The sequence below is a fragment of the Streptomyces shinuiensis genome (assembly GCF_043660855.1).
GTDB lineage: Bacteria > Actinomycetota > Actinomycetes > Streptomycetales > Streptomycetaceae > Streptomyces.
Genome location: NZ_JBIHML010000001.1, coordinates 1,404,652 through 1,430,056, shown reverse-complemented (window position 1 = coordinate 1,430,056; position 25,405 = coordinate 1,404,652). Strand labels below are relative to the sequence as shown.

16 protein-coding genes and 1 riboswitch are annotated in these 25,405 nt (G+C 71.9%); of the genes, 12 read left to right on the top strand and 4 right to left on the bottom strand.

Annotation, left to right across the window (positions count from 1 at the left end; translation table 11 throughout):
- Positions 1–98 precede the first annotated feature (98 nt).
- From ACGRHY_RS06230 to ACGRHY_RS06215, 4 genes are all read left to right on the top strand, one after another.
- Entirely contained in the window at positions 99–1,493 is a 1,395-nt protein-coding gene (locus ACGRHY_RS06230; protein ID WP_394634399.1) for a M16 family metallopeptidase, read from the top strand.
- Between the two features lie 29 nt (positions 1,494–1,522).
- Entirely contained in the window at positions 1,523–2,893 is a 1,371-nt protein-coding gene (locus ACGRHY_RS06225; RefSeq protein ID WP_394637940.1) for a M16 family metallopeptidase, read from the top strand.
- 207 nt (positions 2,894–3,100) lie between these two features.
- Positions 3,101–3,273, top strand: a riboswitch (cyclic di-AMP (ydaO/yuaA leader).
- Positions 3,274–3,286: 13 nt separating this feature from the next.
- On the top strand, positions 3,287–4,174 hold the full coding sequence (locus ACGRHY_RS06220; protein WP_491630953.1) for a M23 family metallopeptidase: 888 nt from the start codon (positions 3,287–3,289) through the stop codon (positions 4,172–4,174).
- Positions 4,175–4,366: 192 nt separating this feature from the next.
- On the top strand, positions 4,367–5,071 hold the full coding sequence (locus ACGRHY_RS06215) for a GntR family transcriptional regulator (RefSeq protein WP_394634398.1): 705 nt from the start codon (positions 4,367–4,369) through the stop codon (positions 5,069–5,071).
- 203 nt (positions 5,072–5,274) lie between these two features.
- Here ACGRHY_RS06215 and ACGRHY_RS06210 read toward each other — a convergent pair whose 3' ends face one another.
- Positions 5,275–5,556, bottom strand: a complete 282-nt coding sequence (locus ACGRHY_RS06210) for an HPr family phosphocarrier protein (protein WP_394634397.1) — start codon at positions 5,554–5,556, stop codon at positions 5,275–5,277.
- A gap of 212 nt (positions 5,557–5,768) precedes the next feature.
- Here ACGRHY_RS06210 and ACGRHY_RS06205 point away from each other — a divergent pair, with 212 nt between their 5' ends.
- The 7 genes from ACGRHY_RS06205 to ACGRHY_RS06175 all read left to right on the top strand — a co-directional run bounded on the left by ACGRHY_RS06205 (position 5,769) and on the right by ACGRHY_RS06175 (position 21,358).
- Positions 5,769–8,561: a bifunctional acetate--CoA ligase family protein/GNAT family N-acetyltransferase gene (locus ACGRHY_RS06205; protein WP_394634396.1), complete on the top strand. Its 2,793-nt coding sequence runs from the start codon at positions 5,769–5,771 to the stop codon at positions 8,559–8,561.
- Between the two features lie 28 nt (positions 8,562–8,589).
- The gene (locus ACGRHY_RS06200) at positions 8,590–9,183 is read left to right on the top strand and encodes a DUF5998 family protein (RefSeq protein WP_093851244.1); all 594 of its coding nucleotides are present in this window, start codon (positions 8,590–8,592) and stop codon (positions 9,181–9,183) included.
- Complete coding sequence (locus ACGRHY_RS06195) at positions 9,183–10,382, top strand: alkaline phosphatase family protein (RefSeq protein ID WP_394634395.1); 1,200 nt, start codon at positions 9,183–9,185, stop codon at positions 10,380–10,382. Before ACGRHY_RS06200 ends, ACGRHY_RS06195 begins: the two co-directional genes overlap by 1 nt.
- Before the next feature lie 105 nt (positions 10,383–10,487).
- Positions 10,488–11,138, top strand: a complete 651-nt coding sequence (locus ACGRHY_RS06190; protein ID WP_394634394.1) for a thymidine kinase — start codon at positions 10,488–10,490, stop codon at positions 11,136–11,138.
- A gap of 855 nt (positions 11,139–11,993) precedes the next feature.
- The gene (locus tag ACGRHY_RS06185; protein WP_394634393.1) at positions 11,994–13,115 is read left to right on the top strand and encodes a methyltransferase domain-containing protein; all 1,122 of its coding nucleotides are present in this window, start codon (positions 11,994–11,996) and stop codon (positions 13,113–13,115) included.
- 486 nt (positions 13,116–13,601) lie between these two features.
- Positions 13,602–14,135: a COG4315 family predicted lipoprotein gene (locus ACGRHY_RS06180; protein ID WP_394634392.1), complete on the top strand. Its 534-nt coding sequence runs from the start codon at positions 13,602–13,604 to the stop codon at positions 14,133–14,135.
- A 206-nt stretch (positions 14,136–14,341) separates the two neighbouring features.
- Entirely contained in the window at positions 14,342–21,358 is a 7,017-nt protein-coding gene (locus ACGRHY_RS06175; RefSeq protein WP_394634391.1) for an RHS repeat-associated core domain-containing protein, read from the top strand.
- Between the two features lie 389 nt (positions 21,359–21,747).
- Here the strand turns inward: ACGRHY_RS06175 and ACGRHY_RS06170 are convergent, their stop codons facing one another.
- The 3 genes from ACGRHY_RS06170 to ACGRHY_RS06160 form a co-directional block, all read right to left on the bottom strand.
- Complete coding sequence (locus ACGRHY_RS06170) at positions 21,748–22,365, bottom strand: TetR/AcrR family transcriptional regulator (RefSeq protein WP_394634390.1); 618 nt, start codon at positions 22,363–22,365, stop codon at positions 21,748–21,750.
- 110 nt (positions 22,366–22,475) lie between these two features.
- The gene (locus ACGRHY_RS06165; protein ID WP_394634389.1) at positions 22,476–23,000 is read right to left on the bottom strand and encodes an ATP-binding protein; all 525 of its coding nucleotides are present in this window, start codon (positions 22,998–23,000) and stop codon (positions 22,476–22,478) included.
- A gap of 399 nt (positions 23,001–23,399) precedes the next feature.
- The gene (locus tag ACGRHY_RS06160; RefSeq protein WP_394634388.1) at positions 23,400–24,212 is read right to left on the bottom strand and encodes a VOC family protein; all 813 of its coding nucleotides are present in this window, start codon (positions 24,210–24,212) and stop codon (positions 23,400–23,402) included.
- 251 nt (positions 24,213–24,463) lie between these two features.
- Between ACGRHY_RS06160 and ACGRHY_RS06155 the strand changes: the two genes are divergently transcribed.
- Entirely contained in the window at positions 24,464–25,351 is an 888-nt protein-coding gene (locus ACGRHY_RS06155; protein WP_394634387.1) for a sulfurtransferase, read from the top strand.
- Positions 25,352–25,405 lie beyond the last annotated feature (54 nt).

Here is a 25,405-nt window from a genome sequence, read left to right as displayed (position 1 = left end):
ACGGGAACTTCGCGCTTTGTCCGGCCGCTTGCATACAGTGACCACACACGCGTTGTGAGAACGCGGTCCGCGATCGCGATCGAAGGGACTCCCTGCCCATGGCTCACACGGCCTCCCCTCCGCCCACCGCCGGCGGTCTGACGGCGACCGAGCACCGGCTGGCCAACGGCCTGCGCGTGGTGCTCTCAGAGGACCACCAGACGCCGGTCGCCGCGGTCTGCCTCTGGTACGACGTCGGATCGCGCCACGAGGTCGCCGGGCGCACAGGTCTGGCGCACCTCTTCGAGCACCTGATGTTCCAGGGATCGGCACAGGTGAAGGGGAACGGTCACTTCGAGCTGGTACAGGGGGCGGGCGGCTCGCTCAACGGCACCACCAGCTTCGAGCGCACCAACTACTTCGAGACGATGCCCGCCCACCAGCTGGAGCTGGCGCTGTGGCTTGAGGCCGACCGGATGGGGTCGCTGCTGGCCGCCCTGGACGAGGAGTCCATGGAGAACCAGCGCGACGTGGTGAAGAACGAGCGCCGCCAGCGGTACGACAACGTGCCCTACGGCACGGCGTTCGAGAAGCTGACGGCGATGGTCTACCCCGAGGGCCACCCGTACCACCACACCCCGATCGGCTCCATGGCCGACCTGGACGCCGCCTCGCTGGAGGACGCGCGGGACTTCTTCCGCACCTACTACGCGCCGAACAACGCCGTGCTGGCGGTCGTCGGCGACATCGACCCGGAGCGGACGCTCGCCTGGGTCGAGAGGTACTTCGGCTCCATCCCCTCCCACGAGGGCAAGCGGCCGCCGCGCGACGGCTCCCTGCCGGAGGTCATCGGCGAGGAGGTCAAGCAGACCCTCCACGAGGAGGTGCCCTCCCGGGCGATGATGGCCGCCTACCGGCTGCCGCACGACGGCACCCGTGAGGCGGACGCCGCCGATCTGGCGCTGACGGTGCTCGGCGGCGGCGAGTCCTCCCGCCTGAACACCCGCCTGGTCCGCCGCGACCGCACCGCCGTCACCGCCGGTTTCGGCATGCTGCGGCTGGCGGGGGCGCCCTCGATGGGGTGGCTGGACGTGAAGGCATCCGGCGACGCCGAGATCGCCGACATCGAGCGGGCGGTCGACGAGGAACTGGCCCGCTTCGCGGAGGAGGGGCCGACCCCGGCGGAGATGGAGCGCGCCCAGGCGCTGCTGGAGCGCGAGTGGCTGGACCGGCTGGCCACGGTCGGCGGCCGCGCCGACGAGCTGTGCCGCTACGCGGTGCTGTTCGGCGACCCACAGCTCGCACTGACCGCGGTGGAGCGCGTGCTCCAGGTCACCGCCGACGAGGTGCGCGAGGTGGCCGCGGCCCGGCTGCGCCCCGACAACCGCGCGGTGCTGATCTACGAGCCCACCCAGGCGACCGCCCCCGACACCGCGGCCGACGTCTCCGAGGGCGCCACCGTCTCCGGAACCGGTACCGCCGCCGACACCCACGATCAGGAGGCCGCCCAGTGAGCGACGCCACGGCCCAGAACGGAATGTCGATGGAGTTCCACCCCCAGCCCCGCGGCGGCGAGCCCAGGCCGTGGGCGTTCCCCGCCCCCGAGCGCGGTGAGCTGCCCAACGGGCTGACCGTGCTGCGCTGCCACCGTCCCGGCCAGAAGGTCGTGGCCGTCGAGGTCGACCTCGTCGCGCCGCTGGAGGCCGAGCCCCGCGACCGGGAGGGCGTGGCCGGGATCATGGCCCGGGCGCTGAGCGAGGGCACCGACCGGCACACCGCCGAGGAGTTCGCCGCCGAGCTGGAGCGTTGCGGTGCCACCCTGGACGCGCACGCCGACCACCCCGGCGTACGGGTCTCCCTGGAGGTCCCGGCCTCCCGGCTGGCCAGGGCGCTGGGTCTGCTCGCCGACGCGCTGCGCGCCCCCGCCTTCCCCGAGGGCGAGGTCGAGAGGCTGGTGCGCAACCGTCTGGACGAGATCCCGCACGAGCTGGCCAACCCCGCCCGCCGGGCGGCCATCGCGCTGTCGAAGGAGCTGTTCCCGGCCGACTCCCGGCTCTCGCGTCCCCGGCAGGGAGCCGAGGAGACCATCAGGAACATCGACGCCGAGGCGGTGCGCGCCTTCTACGCGGAGCACGTGCGGCCCTCGACGGCCACGGCCGTGGTGGTCGGCGACTTCACCGGGGTGGACCTGGACAAGGCGCTGGCCGAGACCCTCGGCGACTGGAAGGGCGCGGCCGCCGGGCCCCGGCCGGTCCCGCCGATCACCGCGGACGACACCGGCCGGGTGGTCGTCGTGGACCGGCCCGGAGCGGTGCAGACCCAGCTGCTCATCGGCCGGGTCGGCCCCGACCGGCACGACCGGGTCTGGCCCGCCCAGGTGCTGGGCACGTACTGCCTGGGCGGCACGCTCACCTCCCGCCTGGACAGGGTGCTGCGCGAGGAGAAGGGCTACACCTACGGCGTGCGGGCCTTCGCCCAGGTGCTGCGTTCCTCGCCCGAGGGTGCCGGCGCCTCGATGCTGGCGATCAACGGCTCGGTGGCCACCGATGTGACGGGTCCCGCGCTGGAGGACCTGTGGCGCGTGCTGCGCACCCTGGCGGAGGAGGGCCTCACCGACGCCGAGCGTGACACGGCCGTGCAGAACCTGGTGGGGGTGGCCCCGCTGCGTTACGAGACGGCGGCGGCCGTCGCAGGCACCCTCGCAGACCAGGTGGAGCAGCACCTTCCCGATGACTACCAGGCGAAGCTGTACGCCCGCCTCGCCGAGACCGGCACCGTGGAGGCGACGGCGGCGGCCGTGGCCGCCTTCCCCGCGGACCGTCTGGTGACGGTGCTGGTGGGAGACGCGTCCCAGATCGCCGACACGGTGCGCGACCTGGGAATCGGAGAGGTGACCGTCGTCACCGACCAGTGACCCCCGGCCGCCTCGCGGCGGCTGCGCAGCGGAAGGCCCTTGGTGGGATTGCCACACCAAGGGCCTTTCTTATGTCCGATTTTGGGCTATTCCAGTGGGCGGCCTGTGTGGCATGGCCTACAAAAGCCGCTATCTGCTTGCTCGCTCAAATTTGTCCGTTTAGCGTCTGTCTCGCTGGCCGTCAGAAGTGACCGCGACCGCGGCCGACGGCAGTGATCGCCGAGTCCCCCGGACGGGGGAGCCGGGGACCCACCCTCCCGCCCATCCGCGCGGGAGTGGTCCTCTCCCGAGGCACCTGGGGTGAATCGGGCCGTGCGCCCGTAGGAGACCTTCCTGCTCCGAACCCGACAGCTAACCCGGTAGGCGAGAAGGAAGGAAAGGAGCACGCCACCCATGGCGTTCACCCGTGCCGCCGCGCAGCTCGCCGAGAAGCTGACCGGAAAGCTCACCGGGCTCACCGAGGACCTCACCGAGAAGCACCACCTCTCCAGCCGTTCCATGCGCACCCGCGCCGGCCTGGCCGGAGCCGCCGTCCTGACCGTCACCGGCGTGGTCGGCGCCGCCGCCACTCCCGCGATCGCCGCTCCGGGCGAGGGCTCGGGGACCTACGCCCTGGGCTTCGTCCAGGCCATGGCCGTCGGCGACACGATCGCCGACGACGTCAGGGCCCAGGCCCGGGCCCAGCAGCGCGTCGCCGACGCCGCCGAGGAGAGGGCCGCCGAGGAGAGGGCCGCCGAGAAGCGCGAGGTCGCCGAGGAGAGGGCCGCGAGGGCCGCCAAGGCCGTCCAGGAGCGCGAGGCCGCCCAGGAGCGCAGGGCCGCCGAGAAGCGCGCGAACGAGCGTGCCGACCGCTCCGCCGAGCGCCGTTCGGTCACCGGCTACGTCGACCCGGTCGCGGGCGTGGACACCACCACCGCCTACAAGCAGGCCGGCGCCTCCTGGTCCTCCGGCAAGCACAGCGGCATCGATTTCCCCGCCGGCACCGGCACTCCCGTGCGGTCCGTCGGTCCGGGCACCGTGGTGACGGTCGGCTGGGGCGGCGCGTACGGCAACCAGATCGTCATCCGCCATGACGACGGCAAGTACACCCAGTACGCCCACCTGTCCGCCACGAGGGTCTCGGCGGGCCAGAAGGTCGACGGCGGCCAGCGGATCGGCGCGGTCGGCTCCACCGGCAACAGCACCGGACCGCACCTGCACTTCGAGGCCCGCAACGGCGCCCACTACGGCTCGGACTTCAACCCGGTCACCTATCTGGCCGGCAAGGGTGTCGACGTCTGACGGACCCCGCCCCGCAGGGCACAGGGCAGCCGCGCCCGTCACGCACCGGCATCCGCCGCGCGACCCGTGAGGTCGCGCGGCAGATGTTTTCACGTCTGTTTTCCGGCGGGCATCGGAAAACGTGTTCCGGTGGAATACAGTTCGACTCTGCGGCACTTCGGGAAATATGGAGACGGCGGCGGAGGTCGGCCCATGCGCATTTCCGCGCACATGGTGTGCAGCGCGGTCCGTGACGACATCGTCTTCGGTGTTTTCCCGCCCGGGGCCCGGCTCACCGAGGAACTCCTCGCCAGGCGTTACGGCGTTTCGCGCGTCCCGGTGCGAGAGGCTCTGCGGACCCTGGAGTCGGAGGGTTTCGTCGTCTCCCGCCGCCACGCGGGCGCCTGTGTCGCCCGGCCCACCGAGCAGGAGGCCGCCGACCTGCTCGACATACGCGCCCTGCTGGAGCCGCTGGGTACCGCGCGGGCCGCCCGGCGCCGCACCGAGGCGCAGCTGAGGGTCCTGCGCGGACTGGTCCGCCTGGGCCTGCAGCGGGCGGAGAGCGGCCGGCTGTCCGATCTGAGGGCCCTGGAGGACTGGTACCACGAGACGCTGGCCCGGGCGTCGGGCAGCCCCAGCCTGGCCTCGCTGCTCACACAGTTGCGCCGCAAGATCACCTGGGTGTACGCCGCGGAACCGCCGCTGCGCGCGGTCGCCGTGTGGCGTGAGCACGGCGCCGTCGTGGACGCCGTCGCGCGCGGCGACGCGGAACGGGCGCGCGCCCTGGCGAGCGAGCACGTGGAACGCTCCGTCGCGGTGCGCCGCGAGCAGCGGCCGGTGGCCGCGCGCGACAGCCGCCGGAAAGGCCCGGTGAGAAGAACGAAACACGGCGTAAACACGCCGTGTGAAAACCCGTAACAGGAACCCTGTACACAGGAGGGGAGTACACGGGGAATACGTGCCAGGAATAATCCGGATACGGGAAAGGCCGTGGGGGATGCTCGCCCCACAGCCTTTGCCGGTGGTTTTCCGCCGGTGATCTCCGTCGCGTTTCCGCGCCGGGCCCGTATCCAGTGCCGCATGCGGGCCCGGACGGCGGCCGGCTCGCCGGACCGTGCGGCTCAGACGGCTCCGGGCAGCTCGTCCAGTCCCTCGGAGACCAGCTTCGCCAGCCGGTCCAGGGCGATGTCGGCGTCATCGGCCGCGGAGGCCAGCACGACCTCCTGGCCGCCCTCCACCCCCAGTCCCAGTACCGAGAGCATCGAGGCGGCGTTGACCGGTTCGCCGTCCGGTCTGGCCACGGTGACGGGGACGCCCGAGGCGGTCGCGGCGCGGACGAAGACCGCGGCGGGGCGGGCGTGCAGGCCCTCGGGCCAGCCGACGGTGACACGGCGCTCTGCCATGGTGTTGCCCTTCGAATCGAAACGGGTCGGAGCGGATCGAGCCCGAACGGGCCGGACCGGGTCGGAACAGGCCGGACCGGCGCTGACCGGTTCGGGTCCGGCCGGGACCGGGCCGCATGTCCGGAGTCCAGCCCAGCTTCGCACAGGCGGACTCCCGGGAAGGGGAGCCGACACCTCCGCGATCCAGTGCCCCGGTGACTAGGCTGACCCCCATGCGGACGCCGAGCGAGCCTGCCTACCCCGCCCACTGGGAAGCCGACGTGGTGCTGCGCGACGGCGGCACGGCCCGGGTCCGCCCCATCACGCCCGACGACGCCGAGCGCCTGGTCAGCTTCTACGAGCAGGTCTCCGACCAGTCGAAGTACTACCGCTTCTTCGCTCCCTACCCCCGGCTCTCCGACCGCGACGTGCGCCGCTTCACCCACCACGACTACGTCGACCGGGTCGGCCTGGCCGCCATCGTCGGCGGCGAGTTCATCGCCACCGTCCGCTACGACCGCATAGACGCCACCGGCCGCCCCGCCTCCCTGCCCGCCGACGAGGCCGAGGTCGCTTTCCTCGTCCGCGACGACCACCAGGGCCGCGGGGTCGGCTCCGCCCTGCTGGAGCACATCGCCGCCTGCGCCCGCGAGCGCGGAGTGCGCCGCTTCGTCGCCGAGGTGCTGCCCGCCAACACGAAGATGGTCAAGGTCTTCACGGACGCCGGCTACTCCCAGAAACGCAGCTTCGAGGACGGCGCGGTCCACCTCACCTTCGGCATCGAACCGACCGAGCAGTCCCTGGCGGTCATGCGGGCCCGCGAGCAGCGCGCCGAGGCCCGCTCCGTGCAGCGGCTGCTGTCCCCCGGCGTGGTCGCCGTCATCGGCGCCAGCCGCAACCCGGGCGGAGCCGGGCGCACCGTCCTGGAGAGCCTGCGCGCGGCCGGTTTCACCGGCCGCGTCCACGCAGTCAACCGAGCGCTGGAGGAGGGACGCGCCGAGATCGACTCGGTGCCCGCCCACCGCTCGGTGCGCGACATCCCCGAGCCCGTCGACCTCGCCGTCGTCGCCGTCCCGGCCCGGGAGGTGCCCGGGGTGGTCGACGAGTGCGGCGGGCGGGGCGTGCAGGGGCTGGTCGTCCTCTCCGCCGACTTCGGCCGCGACGCGCAACGCGAACTGGTGCGGCGGGCCCGCTCGTACGGGATGCGCATCATCGGCCCCAACGCCTTCGGGCTGATCAACACCGCCCCGGACGTCCGGCTCAACGCCACTCTGTCGCCCGAGACGCCCGAACGCGGCCGCATCGGGCTGTTCACCCAGTCCGGGGCCATCGGCATCGCCGTGCTCGCCGGACTGCACCGCCGCGGCCGGGGGGCCGGCGGCGTCTCCACCTTCGTCTCGGCCGGCAACCGCGCCGACGTCTCCGGCAACGACGTGCTCCAGTACTGGGACGACGACCCCGACACCGACGTCGTCCTGATGTACCTGGAGTCCTTCGGCAACCCCAGGAAGTTCAACCGCCTGGCCCGGCGCACCGCCGCCCGCAAGCCGATCGTCGTGGTCAAGGGCGCCCGCCACAACGCCAGCGCCCCGCCCCCCGGCCACGCCGTCCCGGCCGGCCGCACCCCCGACGCCACGGTCTCCTCGCTGCTGCGGCAGGCCGGGGTCATACGCGTCGACACCGTCACCGAACTCGTCGACGCCGGCGTGCTGCTGGCCACCCAGCCGCTGCCCGCCGGCCCGCGGGTGGGCATCCTGGGCAACGCCGAGTCGCTGTGCCTGCTCACCTACGACGCCTGCCTGGCCCGGGGCCTGCGCCCGCAGCCCGTCACCGATCTGACCACCGGGGCCACTCCCGAGGACTTCCGGCGGGCGCTGGCCGCCACCCTCGCCGACCCGGCCACCGACGCCGTCGTGGTCACCGCCATCCCCTGGGTGGACGGCAGCCAAGGCCCGGGGGGCGCGACCCTGCTGGCCGAGGCGCTGGCCCGGGCGCTGCGCGAGTCGGCCGCCGGCGTGAGCGGTGGCGGGGACGGCGGCCGGAGCGGCGCGGGAGCCGCGAGCGCCCCGGCCAAGCCGGTGGTCGTGGTCCATCTGGCCATCGAGGCCCTGGACGCCGCCCTCGCCGAGCACCGCCTGCCCGCCTACCCCGCCCCCGAGCGCGCCGTGGGCGCCCTGTCGGAGGCGGTCCGCTACGCACAGTGGCGGCGCGACGCGGCCGAACCCGGCCGGGTGCCCGAGTACGACGACATCGACGAGGCGTCCGCCGCCGCCCTGCTGGCCCGGGTGCGCGAACCGGACCGCGGCATGCTCCGCAGCACCCCCCTGAGCGGTGAGGAGACGGCCGAGCTGCTGGGCCACTACGGCGTGTCGGTGCAGCCCGTCCTGCCAGCGCCCGACGCCCGCGCCGCCCGCGCCGCCGCGAAGAGGCTGGGCTACCCCGTGGCCCTGAAGACCACCGCCCCCCATCTGCGCCACCGACCCGATCTGGGAGGCGTACGGCTGGACATCGGCAGCGAGGCCGGACTGCGGCGCGCCTACGCCAGGATGACCGAGCAACTGGGCGAGCCCGCCGAGCTGCGGCCCGTCGTCCAGGCCATGGCGCCCCGCGGCGTGGACACCGCGGTGAAGGCCACCGTCGACCCCGCCATCGGCGCGGTGCTCTCCTTCGGACTGGCCGGCCCGCCCTCGGAACTGCTGGGCGACGTCGCCCACCGGCTCGTCCCAGTCACCGACCGGGACGCGGCCGAGCTGGTCCGCTCCATCCGCTCCGCGCCCGTGCTGTTCGGCTGGAGGGGTGCCCAGCCGGTGGACACCGGCGCCCTGGAGGAGCTGCTGCTGCGCGTCTCCCGGCTGGTCGAGGACCATCCCGAGGTCGTCTCCGTCGATCTGGAACCGGTGGTCGTCGCCGCCCGCGGGCTGACCGTTCTGGACGCGGCCGTACGTGTCGCCGAGCCGCCCGCCCCCTTCGGCACGGCCCACCCCGCCTGGGCCGACCTCGGTCCCCGCCGCCTGCCCGCGTACTGACCCGCCCGGTCCCCGTAGGATGGGCCGCATGGCGAAGACCGGTACGACGACCCAGGGGCTGCGCGCGGCCATCGAGCGCAGCGGCTACTACCCGGCTCTCGTGGCCGAGGCGGTCGAGTCCGCCGTGGGCGGCGAGCCCGTCTCCTCGTACGTGGTCCACCAGGAGACGACCTTCGACTCCAACGAGGTCCGCCGCCACGTCACGGTGCTCGTGCTCACCGACACCCGGTTCATCGTCAGCCACACCGACGAGCAGCCCGCCGACGGCACCTCCCCCTCGCCGTACGCCACCACATCCACCGAGTCGGTGAAGCTGGAGCGGATCTCCTCGGTCGTCCTCAGCCGTGTCGTCGCCAACCCCGAGTCGTACACCCCCGGCACCCTGCCGCGCGAGGTCGTCCTCACCATCGGCTGGGGCGCCGTCTCCCGCCTCGACATGGAGCCCGCCAACTGCGGCGACCCCAACTGCGAGGCCGACCACGGCTACACGGGCTCCCTGACCGCCGACGACCTCTCGCTGCGCGTCAGCGAGGCGGGCGACGGACCGGACACCGTCCGCCAGGCGCTCACCTTCGCGCAGGCGCTGTCCGAGGCCACCGCGGCGACCGCCGGCGCCCGCTGATGGTCCAGTACCTCCCGTACGGCCCGGCCGCGCACGACCCGGCCCCCCTGGATCCGCGCACCGCGCCCGTGCCGCGCTACGGCGACGCGTCGCTGGCCGATCTGCTGCCCGCCGTCGCCGCCGGACAGGGCGTGCCCGGACTGTCCTCGGGCCTGGAACTGGAGCCCGCCGACCGCGTGTGCGTCTTCCTGGTGGACGGCATGGGCTGGGAGCTGCTGGCCGCCCATCCCGGCGAGGCCCCCTTCCTGGCCTCCCTGCTGCCCGCCTCCCGCGGCGGCACCGGACAGCCCCTCACCGCGGGCTTCCCCTCCACCACCGCCACCTCGCTCGCCTCCGTGGGCACCGGCCAGGTGCCCGGAGCCCACGGACTGCCCGGCTACACCGTGCTCGACCCGGCCACCGGCGAGCTGATGAACCAGCTTCGCTGGCAGCCGTGGACCGACCCGTGCCAGTGGCAGCCGTACCCCACCGTCTTCCGGCTCGCCGACGCCGCTGGCATCGCCACCTGCCAGGTCACCGCCCCGCACTTCGAGCACACCCCGCTCACGAAGATCGCCCTGTCGGGAGGCTCCTTCCTGGGCCGGCTGCCGGCCGAGGACCGCATGGACCTCGCCGCCGAGCGGCTGGGCTCGGCCGACCGCACGCTGGTCTACACGTACTACGCCGAACTCGACGGCAGTGGCCACCGCTACGGCGTGGACTCCGACGCCTGGCGCGGCCAGCTGATGTACGTCGACCGCCTCGCCCAGCGCCTGGCCGAGCAGCTCCCGCCGCGCTCCGCGCTCTACGTCACCGCCGACCACGGCATGGTGGACATCCCCCAGGACCCGGACGCCCGCTACGACTTCGACCACGACTGGGAACTGCGCGCGGGCGTCGCACGGCTCGGCGGCGAGGGCCGGGCCCGCCATCTGTACGCCGTGCCCGGCGCGGCCGGAGACGTCCACGCCGTCTGGCGCGAGGTCCTGGCGGACCGGGCGTGGGTGGCCACCCGGGACGAGGCGATCGAACTGGGCTGGTTCGGGCCGCGTGTCGACGACCGGGTGCGCGGCCGGATCGGCGACGTGGTGGCCGCGATGAACGGCACCGCCGCGGTCGTCGCCACCGAGACCGAGCCCAAGGAGTCCGAACTCATCGGCATGCACGGCTCGATGACACCCGCCGAGCAACTGGTCCCCCTGCTGGAAGTCCGCACGTAGCCCGGCGCCGCCAGGCCCGCCGGATCGTCCGCAGCCGCGCGTACCGGTCCGCCGCGCGCACTGTCCGTACGCCCAACGCCGACCGCCGAAAGGTTCCGCCTCCCCATGCCCGAACTGGTCTTCTTCGCCGGAACGATGGACTGCGGGAAGAGCACCCTCGCGCTCCAGATCCAGCACAACCGCTCGGCGCGGGGACTGTCGGGGATGATCTTCACCCGCAACGACCGGGCGGGGGAGGGGCGGCTCTCCTCAAGGCTCGGTCTGGTCACCGAGGCCGTGGAGGCGGGCGAGGGCTTCGACTTCCATGCCCATCTGGTGCGGCATCTGACCTCCGGCGGGCACACGGACTACGTGATCGCGGACGAGGCGCAGTTCCTCGCCCCCGGGCAGGTCGACCAACTCGCCTGCGTCGTCGACGACCTGGGCATCGACGTCTTCACCTTCGGCATCACCACCGACTTCCGCACCAGGCTCTTCCCGGGCTCGCAGCGGCTGATCGAGCTGGCCGACCGGATCGAGTCCCTCCAGGTCGAGGCGCTGTGCTGGTGCGGGGCACGGGCCACCCACAACGCCCGCACGGTGGGCGGCGAAATGGTCGTCGAGGGCGAGCAGGTCGTGGTGGGGGATGTGGGCGTGGCCGCGGAGACCGTCGGGTACGAGGTTCTGTGCCGCCGTCACCACCGCGAGCGGATGACTGGTGCGGTGGCGCGGGCGGCGGCCCTGTCGCCCGACATGCTGCAGGTCACGTCGGACTGACCCGCCGCCGGTGACACCGGCGGCGCCGGGGAACCCGGTGGTGTCGGCGGGGAAGCAGAAGGCTGCGGCTCATCGCCGCGGGGCGACGTGGCGCATCGCCCTGGGAGCGCGGACGCATTGACCGCGGCCTGCTCGCACAGGCTCACCAGTCCGGGGGCCGCGGCCTCCACCTTCTCCGGGCTGATCGCCGGTCCGGCCCCGGACCCGGCCTCCTGACGTCTCGATGTCCGTCAGGGACGGAGCCGGACGGCACCGCCTGTTCCGAGTACGAGTACGAGCACGAACACGAGCGCGTGCTCGGCTGCGCGCCGCCCGGAGCGCCTCCGGGCCCGTGCGACCTGATGGACGCCGTCCGCTGTGCGGACCGCACCGGCATCCCCCGGCGCCGTCCGCACCACACTTCCCGCTCCGGCGCGGTGTCCGTGGAGAGGACCGCCGGACGCGGACGGCACCTCGCCGTCCCCTGTCTCCGCGGCGTCGGCCCCGGAGCCGCCCACCACACCTACGAAGCCGGCTCGAAGCCGCGCCGGCCGACTGAGGTGGACACGGTCCGATATCAGGAGGTTGACGCACTCGACCCGTTCTTCTACATTCGGAGAATACTTCTCCAAGTGGAGGAGAAAAGGGTCCGGAGCCCGGGCCGTCCTCCCGCCGCCGGGGGGAGGGCAGGCAGGTCGATCTCTCACGGCCGGCGGCAGCCGGGCGGATGAGCGGAGCACCGCCGCCCCGGCAGCCCTGTGCAGGGCGGAACGCCATCGTCGACGTGACCGTCGGTGTGCGCGGCGACGCACCGCGGACAGTCGGTGTGGACTGATCGATCCGCCGAAAAGAAACCGCAGAAGAAGAGCAGAGCGCATGACGACAGCAGAACCCCGCCTCACGGCGGCCGACGAGGTCAACGGCCCCGTTCCGGCCGCCGAGACATCCGATGCCCGGGTATCGGAGTTCCTCGACCGCCTGCTGGGCGACTTCGCCGGTGCGGCGAGCACGGTGATGACGGCCCTCGGTGACCGGCTCGGCCTCTACCGGGCCATGACCGGTGCCGGCCCGCTGACCGCCGAGAACCTTGCGGCGCGGACCGGGCTGCAACCGCGGCTGGTCACCGAGTGGCTCGCGGCGCAGACCGTCTCCGAGTACGTGGCCTACGATCCGGCAGCCGGTACGTACCGACTGCCCGACGCGCACGCGGCCGTGCTCGCGGAGGTGGAGTCCCCCGCGTATGTCATCGGCGCCGCCGACATCATCGTCGGCCAGTACCTCACGCTCAGCAGGCTCGAGGAGGCCTTCCGCGCCGACGGCGGGCTCGACTACGCATCACTGCCGGACTGCATGTTCAGCGGAGTGGAGCGCTTCTTCCGCACCGCGTACGTCCATGAACTGACGGCCACCTGGTTCCCCGCCGTGCCCGGCCTCCTCGAACGGCTGGAGCGCGGGGTCAGAGTGGCCGACGTGGGATGCGGTCACGGAGTGGCCAGTCTGATCATCGGCCGTACCTGGCCAGCGTCCACGGTCACCGGTTTCGACCGGCACGAACCGTCCGTCGCGGAGGCCCGCGCCCGGGCGGTCGAAGCGGGCAGTCCCGGCAACGTCGCGTTCCATGTCGCCGATGTCGGCGAGATCGGGCCCGGACCGTTCGACGTGGTGGTCTTCTTCGACTCCCTGCACGACATGGGCGATCCGCCCGCGGCGCTGCGCCGGGCGCGTGAGGTGCTCAGCGACGGGGGGATCGTGATCGCCGTCGAGCCCTGGTCCACGGACCGGCTGGAGGACGGCATCGGCAATCCGTCGGTACGGATCGACTACTCGGCCTCCACCTCCATCTGCACCCCGGGCTCCCTGGCCCAGCCCGGCCGCTACGCCCTCGGCACCCAGGGCGGGCCCGCGAAACGCATCGCGCTGCTCACCGAAGCGGGCTTCCGCGACGCCTCCCTGGCCGCCGACACCGGGGCGAACATGGTGATCACCGCGACCAAGTAAGCGCATGCCCCGAAGCGTGCGGTGGCCGGCCGCGAATGCCCCCGGGGCCCTGTCACACCGGCGAGTCCCGCACGGCGAAGCGTCGGTGACGGAGGCCCGTGGCCTCAGGGGTTCCCGCACGGAATGCCGCGCAAGCGGTGCCCCGGACGTGCGGCCGGCGGACCGTGGGCGCCCTTCGGGCACCGTCACGCCGGCCGGAGGAGGCGGGGAACCCGGACTAGGTCTCCGGCGGGGGCGACGGAGAGCGGTCGTGGGCCGGGACGCGAACGTGCGGGGACCTCTCCGTGCGGGACCACCGGTGCGGGATCGCGATGAGTTGTTTTCCGGCAGGCCCCGCAGAGGGCCTGCGGTGGCGCGGACGGTCGCCGCGGACGGGTCCGTTCCCACGACGCGTCTCACCGCGAGGCCGTGCGCCCTGTGGGACACGGCGGCCGGAGCGTTTCGGCAACCCACACCGACATGAGCACACATTCAGGAGTCAATGAGATGCCCTTCCACGGAAAACGTTTCGGAGCGAGTACGGCCTCCGTCGTCCTCTGCGCCGGTCTGGTCGCCGCGCTCGCCGGATGCGGTGGGCAGAAGTCCGAGCCGGAGGAGGAGGCGGTGGCCACCCCGGGGGTCTTCGCTTCGGCCGAGACACGGCCGGTCGCCGCGGTGGGTTCGGGCGAGGCGGAACTGGGCGAGGTGGCGGTCGACATCGAGGGCTTCACCCTCTACCGCTTCGACAAGGACAAGAAGAAGCCGTCGGCCTCGCACTGCGACGGTGAGTGCGCCAAGACGTGGAAGCCGCTGACCGCGTCCGACGGCATGCCGATCGCTCTGCCCGGAGTGACCCCGGCCGACCTCGGAATCCTTGTCCGCGAGGACAAGACCAAGCAGGTGACTCTCGGCGGCTGGCCGCTCTACCGCTACACGGGCGACACCGCGCCCAGGCAGACCAACGGCGATGGTGTCGAGGGCACCTGGCACGCCGTGGCGCCGGACGGCGGCATCGCCGCCGAGAAGAAGCCGAAGAAGTAGTCACCCGATCTTCGGGAGCCGGAGATCCCGGACTCCCGGACCCCTTCTGCCCGCCCGGGCATCCGCGGCGGTCAGGAGCCCTTCGAGAGCACCGCCGGGGGAGACGGGAACGCCGGTCTTCCGGTCGGTGCCGTATGTCAATGCCTCAAAGGAGCGCATGAGTGGGGAAGAACGCGATACCTGAAAGACCCGGGAGGCGGAGGACGGTGAGAGCAGCGGCGACCGTGGCACTGGCGTGCATGGTCGCACCGCTGCTCACCGCCGCCCCCGCCGCCGCGGCCACGGACCCGGTGGCTCCGGTCACGACGCCGACGATGGCCGAATCGGCACCCGACGCCGTGCAACTCGCCACGGGCGACGGCGACATCAACCAGCAGACCGGTGACTTCACCTACCGGTACCCGTTCACACTGCCCAAGGGCAGGATGGGTTTCACACCGGGTCTGGGACTGAACTACTCCTCCGCCAACCCGGTGCACGGCGGGATCGCCTCGGGATGGTCGCTGGACCTCCCGGTGATCAAGGCCGATGTGCGGGCCGGCACGGACGCGAACGTCGGCGCCCAGGCCTGGGACGAGGACATCCACGCCATCGCTCCGGAAGGCGAGCTGGTCGCCGACCCGGCGATGCAGGTCCAGACGGGAACCCGGGGTTTCCGGGCGGCCCACGACCAGAGCTACGTGCGGTTCGAGTACCTCGGCGACATCACCACGGGAACGGCGAGCCACTACTGGTGGCGGGCCCTGTACGACGACGGCCGAACGCGCTACTACGGCAAGAGGGACCAGCACCCGGTCACGTACGCGCCGCTGGTGCGGGAGACGAACTCGCACGGTGACTCGCTCACCTACGGCTACAACACGGTCGGGCGGACGACCGGGGCGGTGACCGGTTCCGAGCCGCGCGGGTTCCAGCTGACCTCGATCAGTTACGAGAACCCCCAGGGCGACCAGTACGCGAGGGTCGCCCTGACCTGGAGGAACGATCCCACCTACTGCGGCGGGACCGACCAGGACGAGGGAGTGAACCCGGTCGGCAGTCTCCTGGACTACCGGATGGGCTTCGGGCACCTCACCGGCAGCCGCAGGCTGGAGTACGTCTCGACCTGGGTCGCCCAGGAGAACACCGCCGAGACGCTGAAGCCCGGTACGCCTCCGCCCGGCGGGCAGCGCCAGTCACGTGAGTACAACCTCGTCTACGACGCGGACACCGAGAAGTGCTCCGCGGACAGAACCCCCTACCGGCAGTTGACGTCGGTACAGGAGACGGCTCTCTCCCCCAGCGTCTCCTTCGGGAAGGAGGGGTACTCGACCGTCAAGCCGCCGGTGGAGTTCACCTACGGCGATGCCCGGCCCCGGCTCAAGGACAGCGACTACGGAACGGCCCGGGAGGTGTCCAGCGGCCCCACAGAGCTGTCGCGTTCCTATGTGTTCCAGGTCAATCCCGAAGAAGGAATGAACTCACTGGACTGGAAGGTTTTCCGGGACCGGTACGGACTCGCCCCCGGTGAACTGCGGACGGGCCTTTGGCTGGACGTGAACCGGGACGGCCTTCCGGACTTCCTGCGCCGCCCGACCACGCCGAACCTGGAAGAAGGGGTCCCGTCCGGAGGGTGCACGATCGAAGTACTCCTCAACCGAGGAGACGAGACCTTCGAGAAGAACCCGACGGAGTTCTCGAACTTCAACCTGACCGACTACCTCGCCGATGTGCCGCGCAGCGAAGGAGTTCCGGCCGACGGTGCCGGTGAACTGGAGTGCGGCCTGAACCGTTCGCTCAGCAGTGTGAACGGCAGGCACCGGACGGAGGTGCTGCACAGTTTCCGCGACATCAACGGTGACGGTCTGCCCGACCTCGTCTCGCAGCCGGTGTTGTACGACTGGCGCTCCCCGTACACCAGCACGCGGGGACTGGCGAAGCCCACGGACAAGTCCAGCAGTGTGTGGTACACGGATGGAAGGGACGGCCGGATTCAGCAGTACTGGCACGTCTACCTGAACACCGGGAACGCCTTCAGCAAGACCCCGGTGGTCAAGCCGCCCAGATCCCGTTCGGCCACGGCCAAGCCGTACACCGTCACCCAGGCGAGCATTCTCGCCGGAATGAGCGCACCCGACGAATTCACCGAAACGCGCGGCACCTCGGTGATCGACGTCACCGGCGACGGGCAGGCGGACATACTGGAGAACGACGGCGCGCTCGGGGACCTGAACGACGATCTCTCGGCACTCGCGAGAGGACAGGACCCGAAGGGCGGTTCAGATGCCCTCTTCGATGTCCACGTGGATCAGTGGCCCCTGGGAAATCCCCACTTCAACAAGTCGGGAACGGCCTCCAAGGACTCGGGCCACTACTTCTACGAGCAGCGGAACGGTCTGTTCGACATCAACGGCGACGGACTGGCGGACCAGCTCGTCATGGAAGCCGGCTCGAACAGGAGCGATGTCTACCTCAACCGCGGCGACCGATTCGGCACCGGACCCGGAAACCCCGACGGGCAGTTGGGCGCGGGCTGGGGCCCGAAGGCGGGCCTGCTGTGGGAGAGCCGCGCCCGTGACCTCAGCGATTCCTTCGGCTCCTACGTGGGTCACCGGGACATGCTGCGCGTGCTGCGGGACATGGACGCTGACGGGCTGGTGGATGTGATCGGCCGCGACACCTCCAGGGACCTCCACCCGGTGCACTTCAACGGCGGCTCCCACTGGGTGGACCAGTTTCACTTCACCGGCAACGCCCTGGCCAAGCAGCTGACGGGCGCTCTGAGTCAGACGTCCGTCGACCAGGAAACCGTACCGGTGTCCAACTCCGACTACGATTCCAACGACCCCGACTCATCGCCGTACTGGTACCCGAACACCGCCAACGAGACGGTGGTCCTCAGCGCCGAGCCGATGGACTTCAACGGCGACGGACTGGTGGACCTCTTCGGCGACCTGGACGGTGACAACCGGCCGGAGGTGCGCTACGCCGACGCGCGGCTGGACGGCAGCACCGCGGACAACCACGCCCCCGACCGTCTGATGCGCACGGTCCGCAACGGGTACGGCGCCAAGACGATGGTCGACTACCGGCGCGCACCGGAAGCCGGTCGCTGGGTCGCCTCCCGGATCACCGTCCACCCCGGCCACGGCGAGCCCGCACGGCAGAGCAGGTTCTCCTACCTCAAGCCCCAGCGGACCGCCGACGCCTACGGCAACTGGGCGTTCCGCGGCTTCGGCGAGGTCGCCCGGCTGAACGTGAACCACTCCCTCGACGACGAGGACAACAGCTCCGCGGTGACACGGTTCGACTACGGGCTGGACTACCGGGGACGCGCGACGCGGACGGTCACCTCGCTGGACGGCAGCGCCTACCCGGACGGGACGGCGTCACTGGGGTCACATGTGGTCTCCGTGGAGGACCGCACCTACCGGATGCGCAGTCTGGACTCGACGCGGCCTCCGAAGATGGACGGTGCTTTCCCGCTGCGCGTGGTACTGCCACGCAAGACGGAGACGTACACCTGTGCGACGGCCGACGGCGAGTCGCTGACCGCCTGCCTGACGCCGGCCAAGCGCAGGACCGAGGAGGTCTTCCACAAGCCGCTCTCCGTCTCCGGTTCCTATCTCCGCGAGATCGCCGACAAGACCGAGACGTCCTTCGTCAACGGGCAGGGGCAACTGGAGATCCGCCGGGCCAAGCTCACCCACGACACGCTGTGGAGGAGCGTCGACTACAAGATCGTGCTCAGCGCCAGCGTCAGCGAGCGGCAGATCGGTGACTCCACCGAGCAGACGGGTTCGCAGACCTGGGTCTACGACCAGAACTCCCTGACCAACCTGCTGAGCGAGACCGCTCAGGACGGTGACGGCCGCACCGCGACCACCCGCTACCTGTACTACCTGGGGGGCCCGCCGGCCGGACAGCCCTACCGGGTGTGGAAGCCGGAGCAGTCCGCCGACTACCCCGGCGGTGCGTACACCGAGTACGAGTACGACCCCTTCGGTCTGTACCCCGTCCAGGCGACGAACCCCGCGGGCCACGTCATCCGGACGCTGACCGACTACTCCACCGGTGCCACGATGGTCACCCAGGGCCCGAACTACGTCTGCGAGGACGGCAGTGACAGCTGCTCGTTCGACCAGGCGGAGAAGAGGGAGGCGACCACTCATACGCTGGACGGCTTCGGCCGGGCGCTGACCACCACGCGGTCCCCGGTCCGCCTGCTCCCCGACGAGGTGGTGGCCCGCGCCAGCTACGACGACGCGGCCTCCTACAACTCCGGCGGCGCCGACCCGGCGTCCGCCACGGTCGAGAGCCTCGGCGGAGACGGGAAGTTCTCCCACACCGTCACGGAGACGGACGGCCTGGGACGGGCGATCCGCACGGTCACCCAGCAGGCGCCGCACCCGGCCATGGAGACCAGCTACGACTACTCCGAGCAGGGAGGTCTGAAGAAGATCATCTCTTCCAGCCCCTGGGGCACGGACACGGTGGTCCACCGCTTCGAGCGTGACTCGCTCGGCCGGGCCGTGAGACTTTACGGCCCCGAACCGCAGTGGGACACCGGTGCCGAGGTGCTGCTGACCGAAGCCGTCCACGACGGGTTCAGCACCACCACGCGCGAGGCCGTCACCGACGGCCTGTCCCCGGCGGCGGAGAAGACCATCACCACCGACGCGGTCGGACAGACCGTCGAGGTCGCCGAGCGCACCGACGAGGAGGGCGCGGCGGAGGCGGCCTGGGCCACCACCGCCTACGCCTACGACGGCAACGGCAATCTCGCCTCCGTCACCGATCCGGACGGCGCCGTCACCACGATGGCCCACGACTGGCTCGGCAACCGCGTCTCGGTGACCTCCTCGGGCGACACCTGGTCCTACGGCTACGACCTCAACGGCAACCTGACCTCGATCACCGAGCCGCACCCCGAGGGACAGACCGACGAGGCCTACACCCGTACCACCGATTACGACGACCTCGACCGTCCGATCACCGAGACCCCGGCGGTGCGCGACCTCACCCCCGAGGAGCAGACCGCGTTCAAGACCGGTGTCACCCGGTACTTCTACGACGAGGCCCACCCCTCGCTGACCGGTGCGGACACCGAGCAGCAGATCGGCCGGCTGTCCTACACCACCAGTCCGGTGGCCACCACCGTCAACCGCTACGACCGCTTCGGCAACCCGGCCGGTGTCAGCCAGACCCTGGCCGGGATCGGAGGCATCACCGCCACCGGTGAGACCCAGCACCGGGTCGTCAACAGCGGAATCACCGGCACGCTGGAGAACGTCACGTTCATCACCACCGGCGGGCACTCGGGCGCGAGCCGCTCCTACGGGTACGACCAGGCGAGCCAGCCGTACCAGCTGCGCACCTCGATCGACGGCTCGATGCTCACCGTCGCCGAACTGACCCGAAACAGCGCGGGGCTGGTCACCCGCAGACAGGCCAACCCCGGTGGTACGGCGAGTGCCTTCACCTCGATCCGGGAGGACTACACCTACACGACCGCCGGGCAGCTCAAGAAGCAGGAGGTCACCCAGGGCGGCGCCGAACTGTACGGCCACGAGGTGACGGAGTTCTCCGCCAACGGGAGGGCCCTGACCACCCGGCAGCAGTTCGGTGACGGCCCGTCCGTCCTCTTCGGGTACATGTACGACCGCCGTAACCAGCTTGTCGCGGCGGGCGACTACGGCACCGCGATCGACTACCAGGGGTACTTCACCTACACCGACGGCGGCCGCCTGGCCTCGGCGAACGTGGGGAGCTACGCGCCGGCGGTGCGGATGCACCCGCGCAACGTCACCTACACCTACGACCCCGACAACCCCCAGCGCCTGGAGGAGCTGACCAAACCGGACGGCACCGGCTACGCCGACTACGCCTACGACCCGGCGGGCAACACCACCACTCGCACCGTGGACGGCCAGACCGTCACCCAGCGCTGGGACGGCCGCGGCCGCCTGGCCAGGGTCACCCGCGAGGACGGCTCCGCCGAGACGTACTTCTACGACGGCTCCGCCCGTGTCGCGGCCCTGCGCACCGACGCCGACGGCCGGAGCGTGGAGGTCCGCCGCACCTTCGGCGCCCTGGAGACCGTCTACACCCCCGACGGCGACCCCGAGTACCGGGAGCAGCTGATCCTGGACGGTACCGTCGGCCGGATCGACGGCGGGATGGACGAAGCCTCGCTCGAGTACCGCTACACCAGCCCCCAGGGGCACGAGGTGCTGGCGCTGAACGCCACCGACGGCGCCGTCATGCGCGCCACCACCTACGGCCCGTTCGGCGAGGTGATCTCCCAGCGGCTCGCCGACGGCACCGAGGCCGACAAGTACACCCGCGAGTTCAACGGAAAGGAGTACGACGCGCACAGCGGTCTGCACTACTACGGACACCGGTACTACGACCCGGTGGCCCTGCGGTGGACCAGCAGCGACCCCAAGTACCGCTTCGTGCCCGACGCGGACCTCACCAGCCCGCGCAGGGCCAACCTCTACACCTACACCGGCAACAACCCGATCGGTTACGTCGACCCGGACGGTCTCGACCTCCTGGAGACGATGAACCAGGGGGCCACCTGGGTCGACCAGAACCTGATCGTGAAGGAGGGCGTGGTCAACAACGCCGCCGTGCTGGCGGGCGCCAAGTATCTCCACGGGGTCGTCTCCGATCCCGTGAAACTGGCCGCTGCTCCGGCAGCGGTGCAGACCCTGATAGCAACACCGGGAGCGGCTCACCTTGCGGTGGGTGTCGTCGGCTGGACAACCGGCACCGGGATCGGCAGCGGCGTCAGAGAGCTGACCGTCGACAAAATGTTCAAAGAAAGTCAGGCGCGTATCGACAGGACGGACAAGTCCGAGGCCAAGTACCTGGAGGACATCTATCGAGCAGGTGTCAAGAAGTACGCCGCCGACCACGACCTGGTGCCGGGCCACTTCGACTTCCAGCTGGACCGGGAGTCCCAGAAAGCCGTGGACGGCATCGTCGGGCAGATGCTCGAGGAGGACGAGTGGGCGGCCGTCTTTCCCAATCAGGCCGGCCTGTTCGCCGAGAGGGTCGCTGATCTGAAGAAGGAAGCGGTCAAGAGGGTTGCCGGCAGCGGCAGCCACCTTCCCCAGCAGTCGATGTGCGAACGGGATGACTGTGGAACTGTGCTGATCGACCCGGTGGACGAGTCCGACTTCTTCGAACCGGCACCGGCCGTCGCTCCTCCGGCGGCTGCGGCACCGTTGCAGTAGGACCGGCGCCGTCCCGCGGGCCACGGTGCCCCGCTCGTCGCCGGGCGGGGCACCGGGCCCGGCAGGACGCCGGCTCGCTCATGGCGAGGTCCCGGTGCCCGGGGGCTGATCCGGGCGGGGACGACATGAAGGCGGGCATCCGTTCGGATGCCCGCCTTCCGGCGTTCCCGGCCGTGAAGTTCCCGAGACGGACAGCCGGAAGTGCTTTTCCGGGATCTCGATCGTCCCGGCCCGGGTGGTGGCGAGTCCGCGCGGTCACCCGAGCCCCTCTCGTTCGGCCGCGTCAAGCCCGCTGCCGGACGGCACCGACGCCCTGCGGCGGCCGATCACCTCGACGAGGCTGCCGCTCGCCGGTCCCGGCGCCGTTCCGGTTCACCGGACCGGTCGCGTCAGGCCGTCGGGCGGGCCTCGTCCTCCTTCTGCTCGTCCGCCAGCCGGCGGTCGATCGCCGCGAGCAGTTCGGCGTGGCCGATGTCGATCCCGGCCAGGCGCTCGATGAGGATGCCGAGCTGGAACGTACGGATGAGCGTGGCCAGAGCCCGGGCGTCCTGGGCCGGCAGTTCGTGCCGGTACTCACTCGCCGCGTCCGTGACGGCATCGGTGAGCAGGTCCGTGAAGTCGTTCATGGTCCGGGTGAGGCCCTCGCGGTACACGGGCTCGTTCCACGCCTTGGCGAAGAGTTCGGCGACGATCTTGGGGAAGCCCTCTTCGAGGTCCTCGTCGATCAGTCCCATGGCGGTGCGCCACTTGCGGAGGAAGGTCTCGTTCCCGCCGTACAGGGCGCGCTGGCGGTCGGTGATCCGTGCGGTGGCCCGTTCCAGTGTGCGGAGCATCAGGCCCTCGAGCGAACCGAAGTGGTATCGCACGAGACCGTGCGGCTGACCGGCCTCCTCGGCGACGCGCCGCGTCGAGACGCCGGCCTGGCCCCGAGTGATCAGCAGCCGCTCGGCCGCGTCCATCAGCGCCGTCGCCGTCCGGTGCTCCGCGCCCTCTTCCTTCGAGGCCATGCCGTTCCTCCCTGTTTCCGGTGCCGTTCCGCACGTGGAGATTCCTTCTCCGCCTGCAGAACACATACATCGGCACCGGCGCCCGGCCAAACGGGGTAATGGAGTCGACGTCACCGGGGCAGTCCGGCCCGGGGCGGAGCCGCCGCCGTGTGCGGCTCCGTGCGGGAACACCCCGGCACGGCCCCGGGAACGCCGAGCTCCACCCACGCGCACGTCCCTCCCCGTGCAGGGGCCGGCACGACACCCCAGGAGTCCGCGAGCTCGGCGACCAGCATCAGGCCGCGACCGCACTCCGCGTCGTGGTCGGGGTCGGTGCTCGTGACCGCGTCCACCCGGCCCCGATCCCACACCTCGATGCGCAGCAACGGCTTCCCGGTCGTGGCGAACCCCTCGATCAGCACGAGCCGCAGTGGAGGATGACCGTGCACCAGTGCGTTGGTGACCAGCTCGGAGACGATGAGCCGCACCGTCCCGAGAAGTCCGGGTTCCTCCCGGTTCCAGAAGCGGGCGGTCCGCCGGCGTGCGACGCCGGCGGACCGGGGGTCGTCGGCCAGCAGGTGGGAGGCGGACCGGGTCACCGCGAGGGGGGAGCCGGAGACCGGGGCCGTGGCCGCCCGCGCAAAGAACTCGTCCACGGGTTCCGCGGTCGGGGTACCACGACGCGGGGTTGCCGCATTCACGGCACGCTCCTCACTGCCGGAGGGATCGCGCCGACCGTGCCTGCGCGCGGTCAGCGCCCGGACCGGGACGGTCTCCGCGGGCGTTCCGGTGGTCCGCGAGTCCGGAGAGCCGGCCCGTCGACCTCAGCTCCAGCTCTCTGCGTGACTGGAGGAACCCGGGTCTTCTCCATTTGTAGAACTTTCGGTTGTGCGAGTCAACCGCGGGGGTTTCCGGCCGGAGGGGCCCCGGCCGTGCGCGGCCCGGGTGGGGCGCGCCGTCACCGGACGCGCTGCCGTTGGGCGACGCGAACGCCCCCGCCGATGACCGAGCCCCCGTCCGCCCGGCCCGGTCGTGGGCCTGCGAACGGGGGCCGGTCACCGCCGGGGGCTGATCACCACGAAGGGCGCTCCCTCCCGGTCGGCGACCCGGGCCAGCCGCCCGCGGGGCGAGTCCTGCGGCGGGAGCAGGACGCGCCCGCCCAGTTCGGTCACCCGGTGCGCCGCCGCGTCGGTGTCGGCCACCTCGACGTACATCAGCCAGTGCGAGCCGCGGTCGTGCGGCAGCCCGTCCCCGACGCCGTGGATGCCGCCGACGATCCGGCCGTGCGCCGTCAGTGTGAGGTGATCCGGCTCCGCGTCCGTGCCGTCCGTGCCGCCCGCGACCCGGTGCCCCCCGGCGGGCTCGCTCTCCAGGCCGAACACCGTCCGGTAGAACTTCTCGACCGCCGACGCCCGGTGGGTGATCAGCTCGTTCCACACCACCGTGCCCGGACCGCCGCCCATGCGGGCCCCGGGCCGCGTGTCCGTCTGCCGTATCCCGAAGGAGGCCCCGGCCGGGTCCGCCGCGATCGCCACGCGCATCGTCCCCTCCATGTCCAGCGGCCCCACCCCGACCGTTCCGCCGCACAGCCGGACCAGCTCCGCGGCCTTGTCGGCGTCGTCGGCCGACAGATACGGCAGCCAGGCGGGCAGGCACTGCCGCCCCCGCGGCATCTGGCCGATGCACGCGACCTCGCTCCCGTCGAGCAGCGCGCGGAAGTGCGGGCCGGCCGACCCCGCCCCCGGGCCCTGCCGGTAGTCCCAGCCGAACAACTCGTGGTAGAACTCCTGGCTCGCCGCCGGGTCGTGGGCCAGCAGACTCAGCCAGGAGGGGGTGCCCGGAGCGCGTCGTGCCACTGCCTCGGTCATCTGTTCACTTCTCTCCTCGGGACCGTCGTCGATGCGGTCGTCCGGTGATCTTCCGTGCACTGTCGGTGGCCATGGTCTCATTCGGCGCCCATGCCGTGCACGGGGCCGTTCCGCCCTTGAAGAGGGCGAGGCGGCCCCCGGGGAGAGCAGCGGACGGTCTCGCCCACGGCCCCCGCTCCGCACGCCGGCACAGGCGGGCCGCGCCGGGCGGCGGCGAGGACATACGGGAACGGCCGCGCGAAGATACGGCCATGGCAGTCATCGTCTCCCCTACCCAACTCGCGCGCGAACTCACCGGTTCGCCCTCCTCACCGCATACCCCGCCCACACTGCTCGATGTCCGCTGGGAGCTGACCGGCCCTTCCCGGCACCCGGACTACGAGGCGGCGCACCTGCCCGGAGCCGTGTACGTCGACCTGGAGACCGAACTGGCCGGTCCGGTCGGGGAGGGGACGGGCCGTCACCCGCTCCCGGACCCGGAGGTGTTCGGGACGGCCATGCGCCGGGCCGGGGTCCGCCAGGGGCACCCGGTGGTGGTCTACGACGGGGGCCGGGGATGGGCCGCGGCCCGTGCCTGGTGGCTGCTGCGCTGGGCCGGTCACGAGGACGTACGGGTGCTGGACGGCGGCCTCGCGGCCTGGGAGGGCCCGCTGACCGGTCAGGTGCCGCACCCGCCCGAGGGCGACTTCACGCCCCGGCCGGGCTCGCTTCCCGTGCTCGACGCCGACGGCGCGGCGGCCCTGGCCCGCACCGGGGTGCTGCTCGACGCCCGCCCGGGCGAGCGCTACCGCGGCGAGGTCGAGCCGATCGACCGCGTCGCCGGGCACATCCCGGGCGCCGTGTCGGCGCCCACCGCCGGGAACACGGTCGAGAAGGCCGTCGGAAGCGTCCCCCGGGACACCTCCGGCAGCGCCCCCGGTGCCTTCCGGCCCGCCGCCGAACTGGCCGCCCGCTTCGCCGCACTGGGCATCGACGCGGGCACCGAGGTCGGCGTCTACTGCGGTTCGGGGGTCTCCGCGGCCCACGAGGTCCTGGCGCTGGCGGTCGCGGGCATCGACGCCGCGCTGTATCCGGGCTCCTGGTCCCACTGGTCGGCCGACCCCTCACGCCCGGTGGCCACGGGCCCCGAGCCGGGCTGAGGGCCGGTCCGGCGCACACGCCGGAGGGCGGCGGGGGCCGGGCCCCGCCGCCCT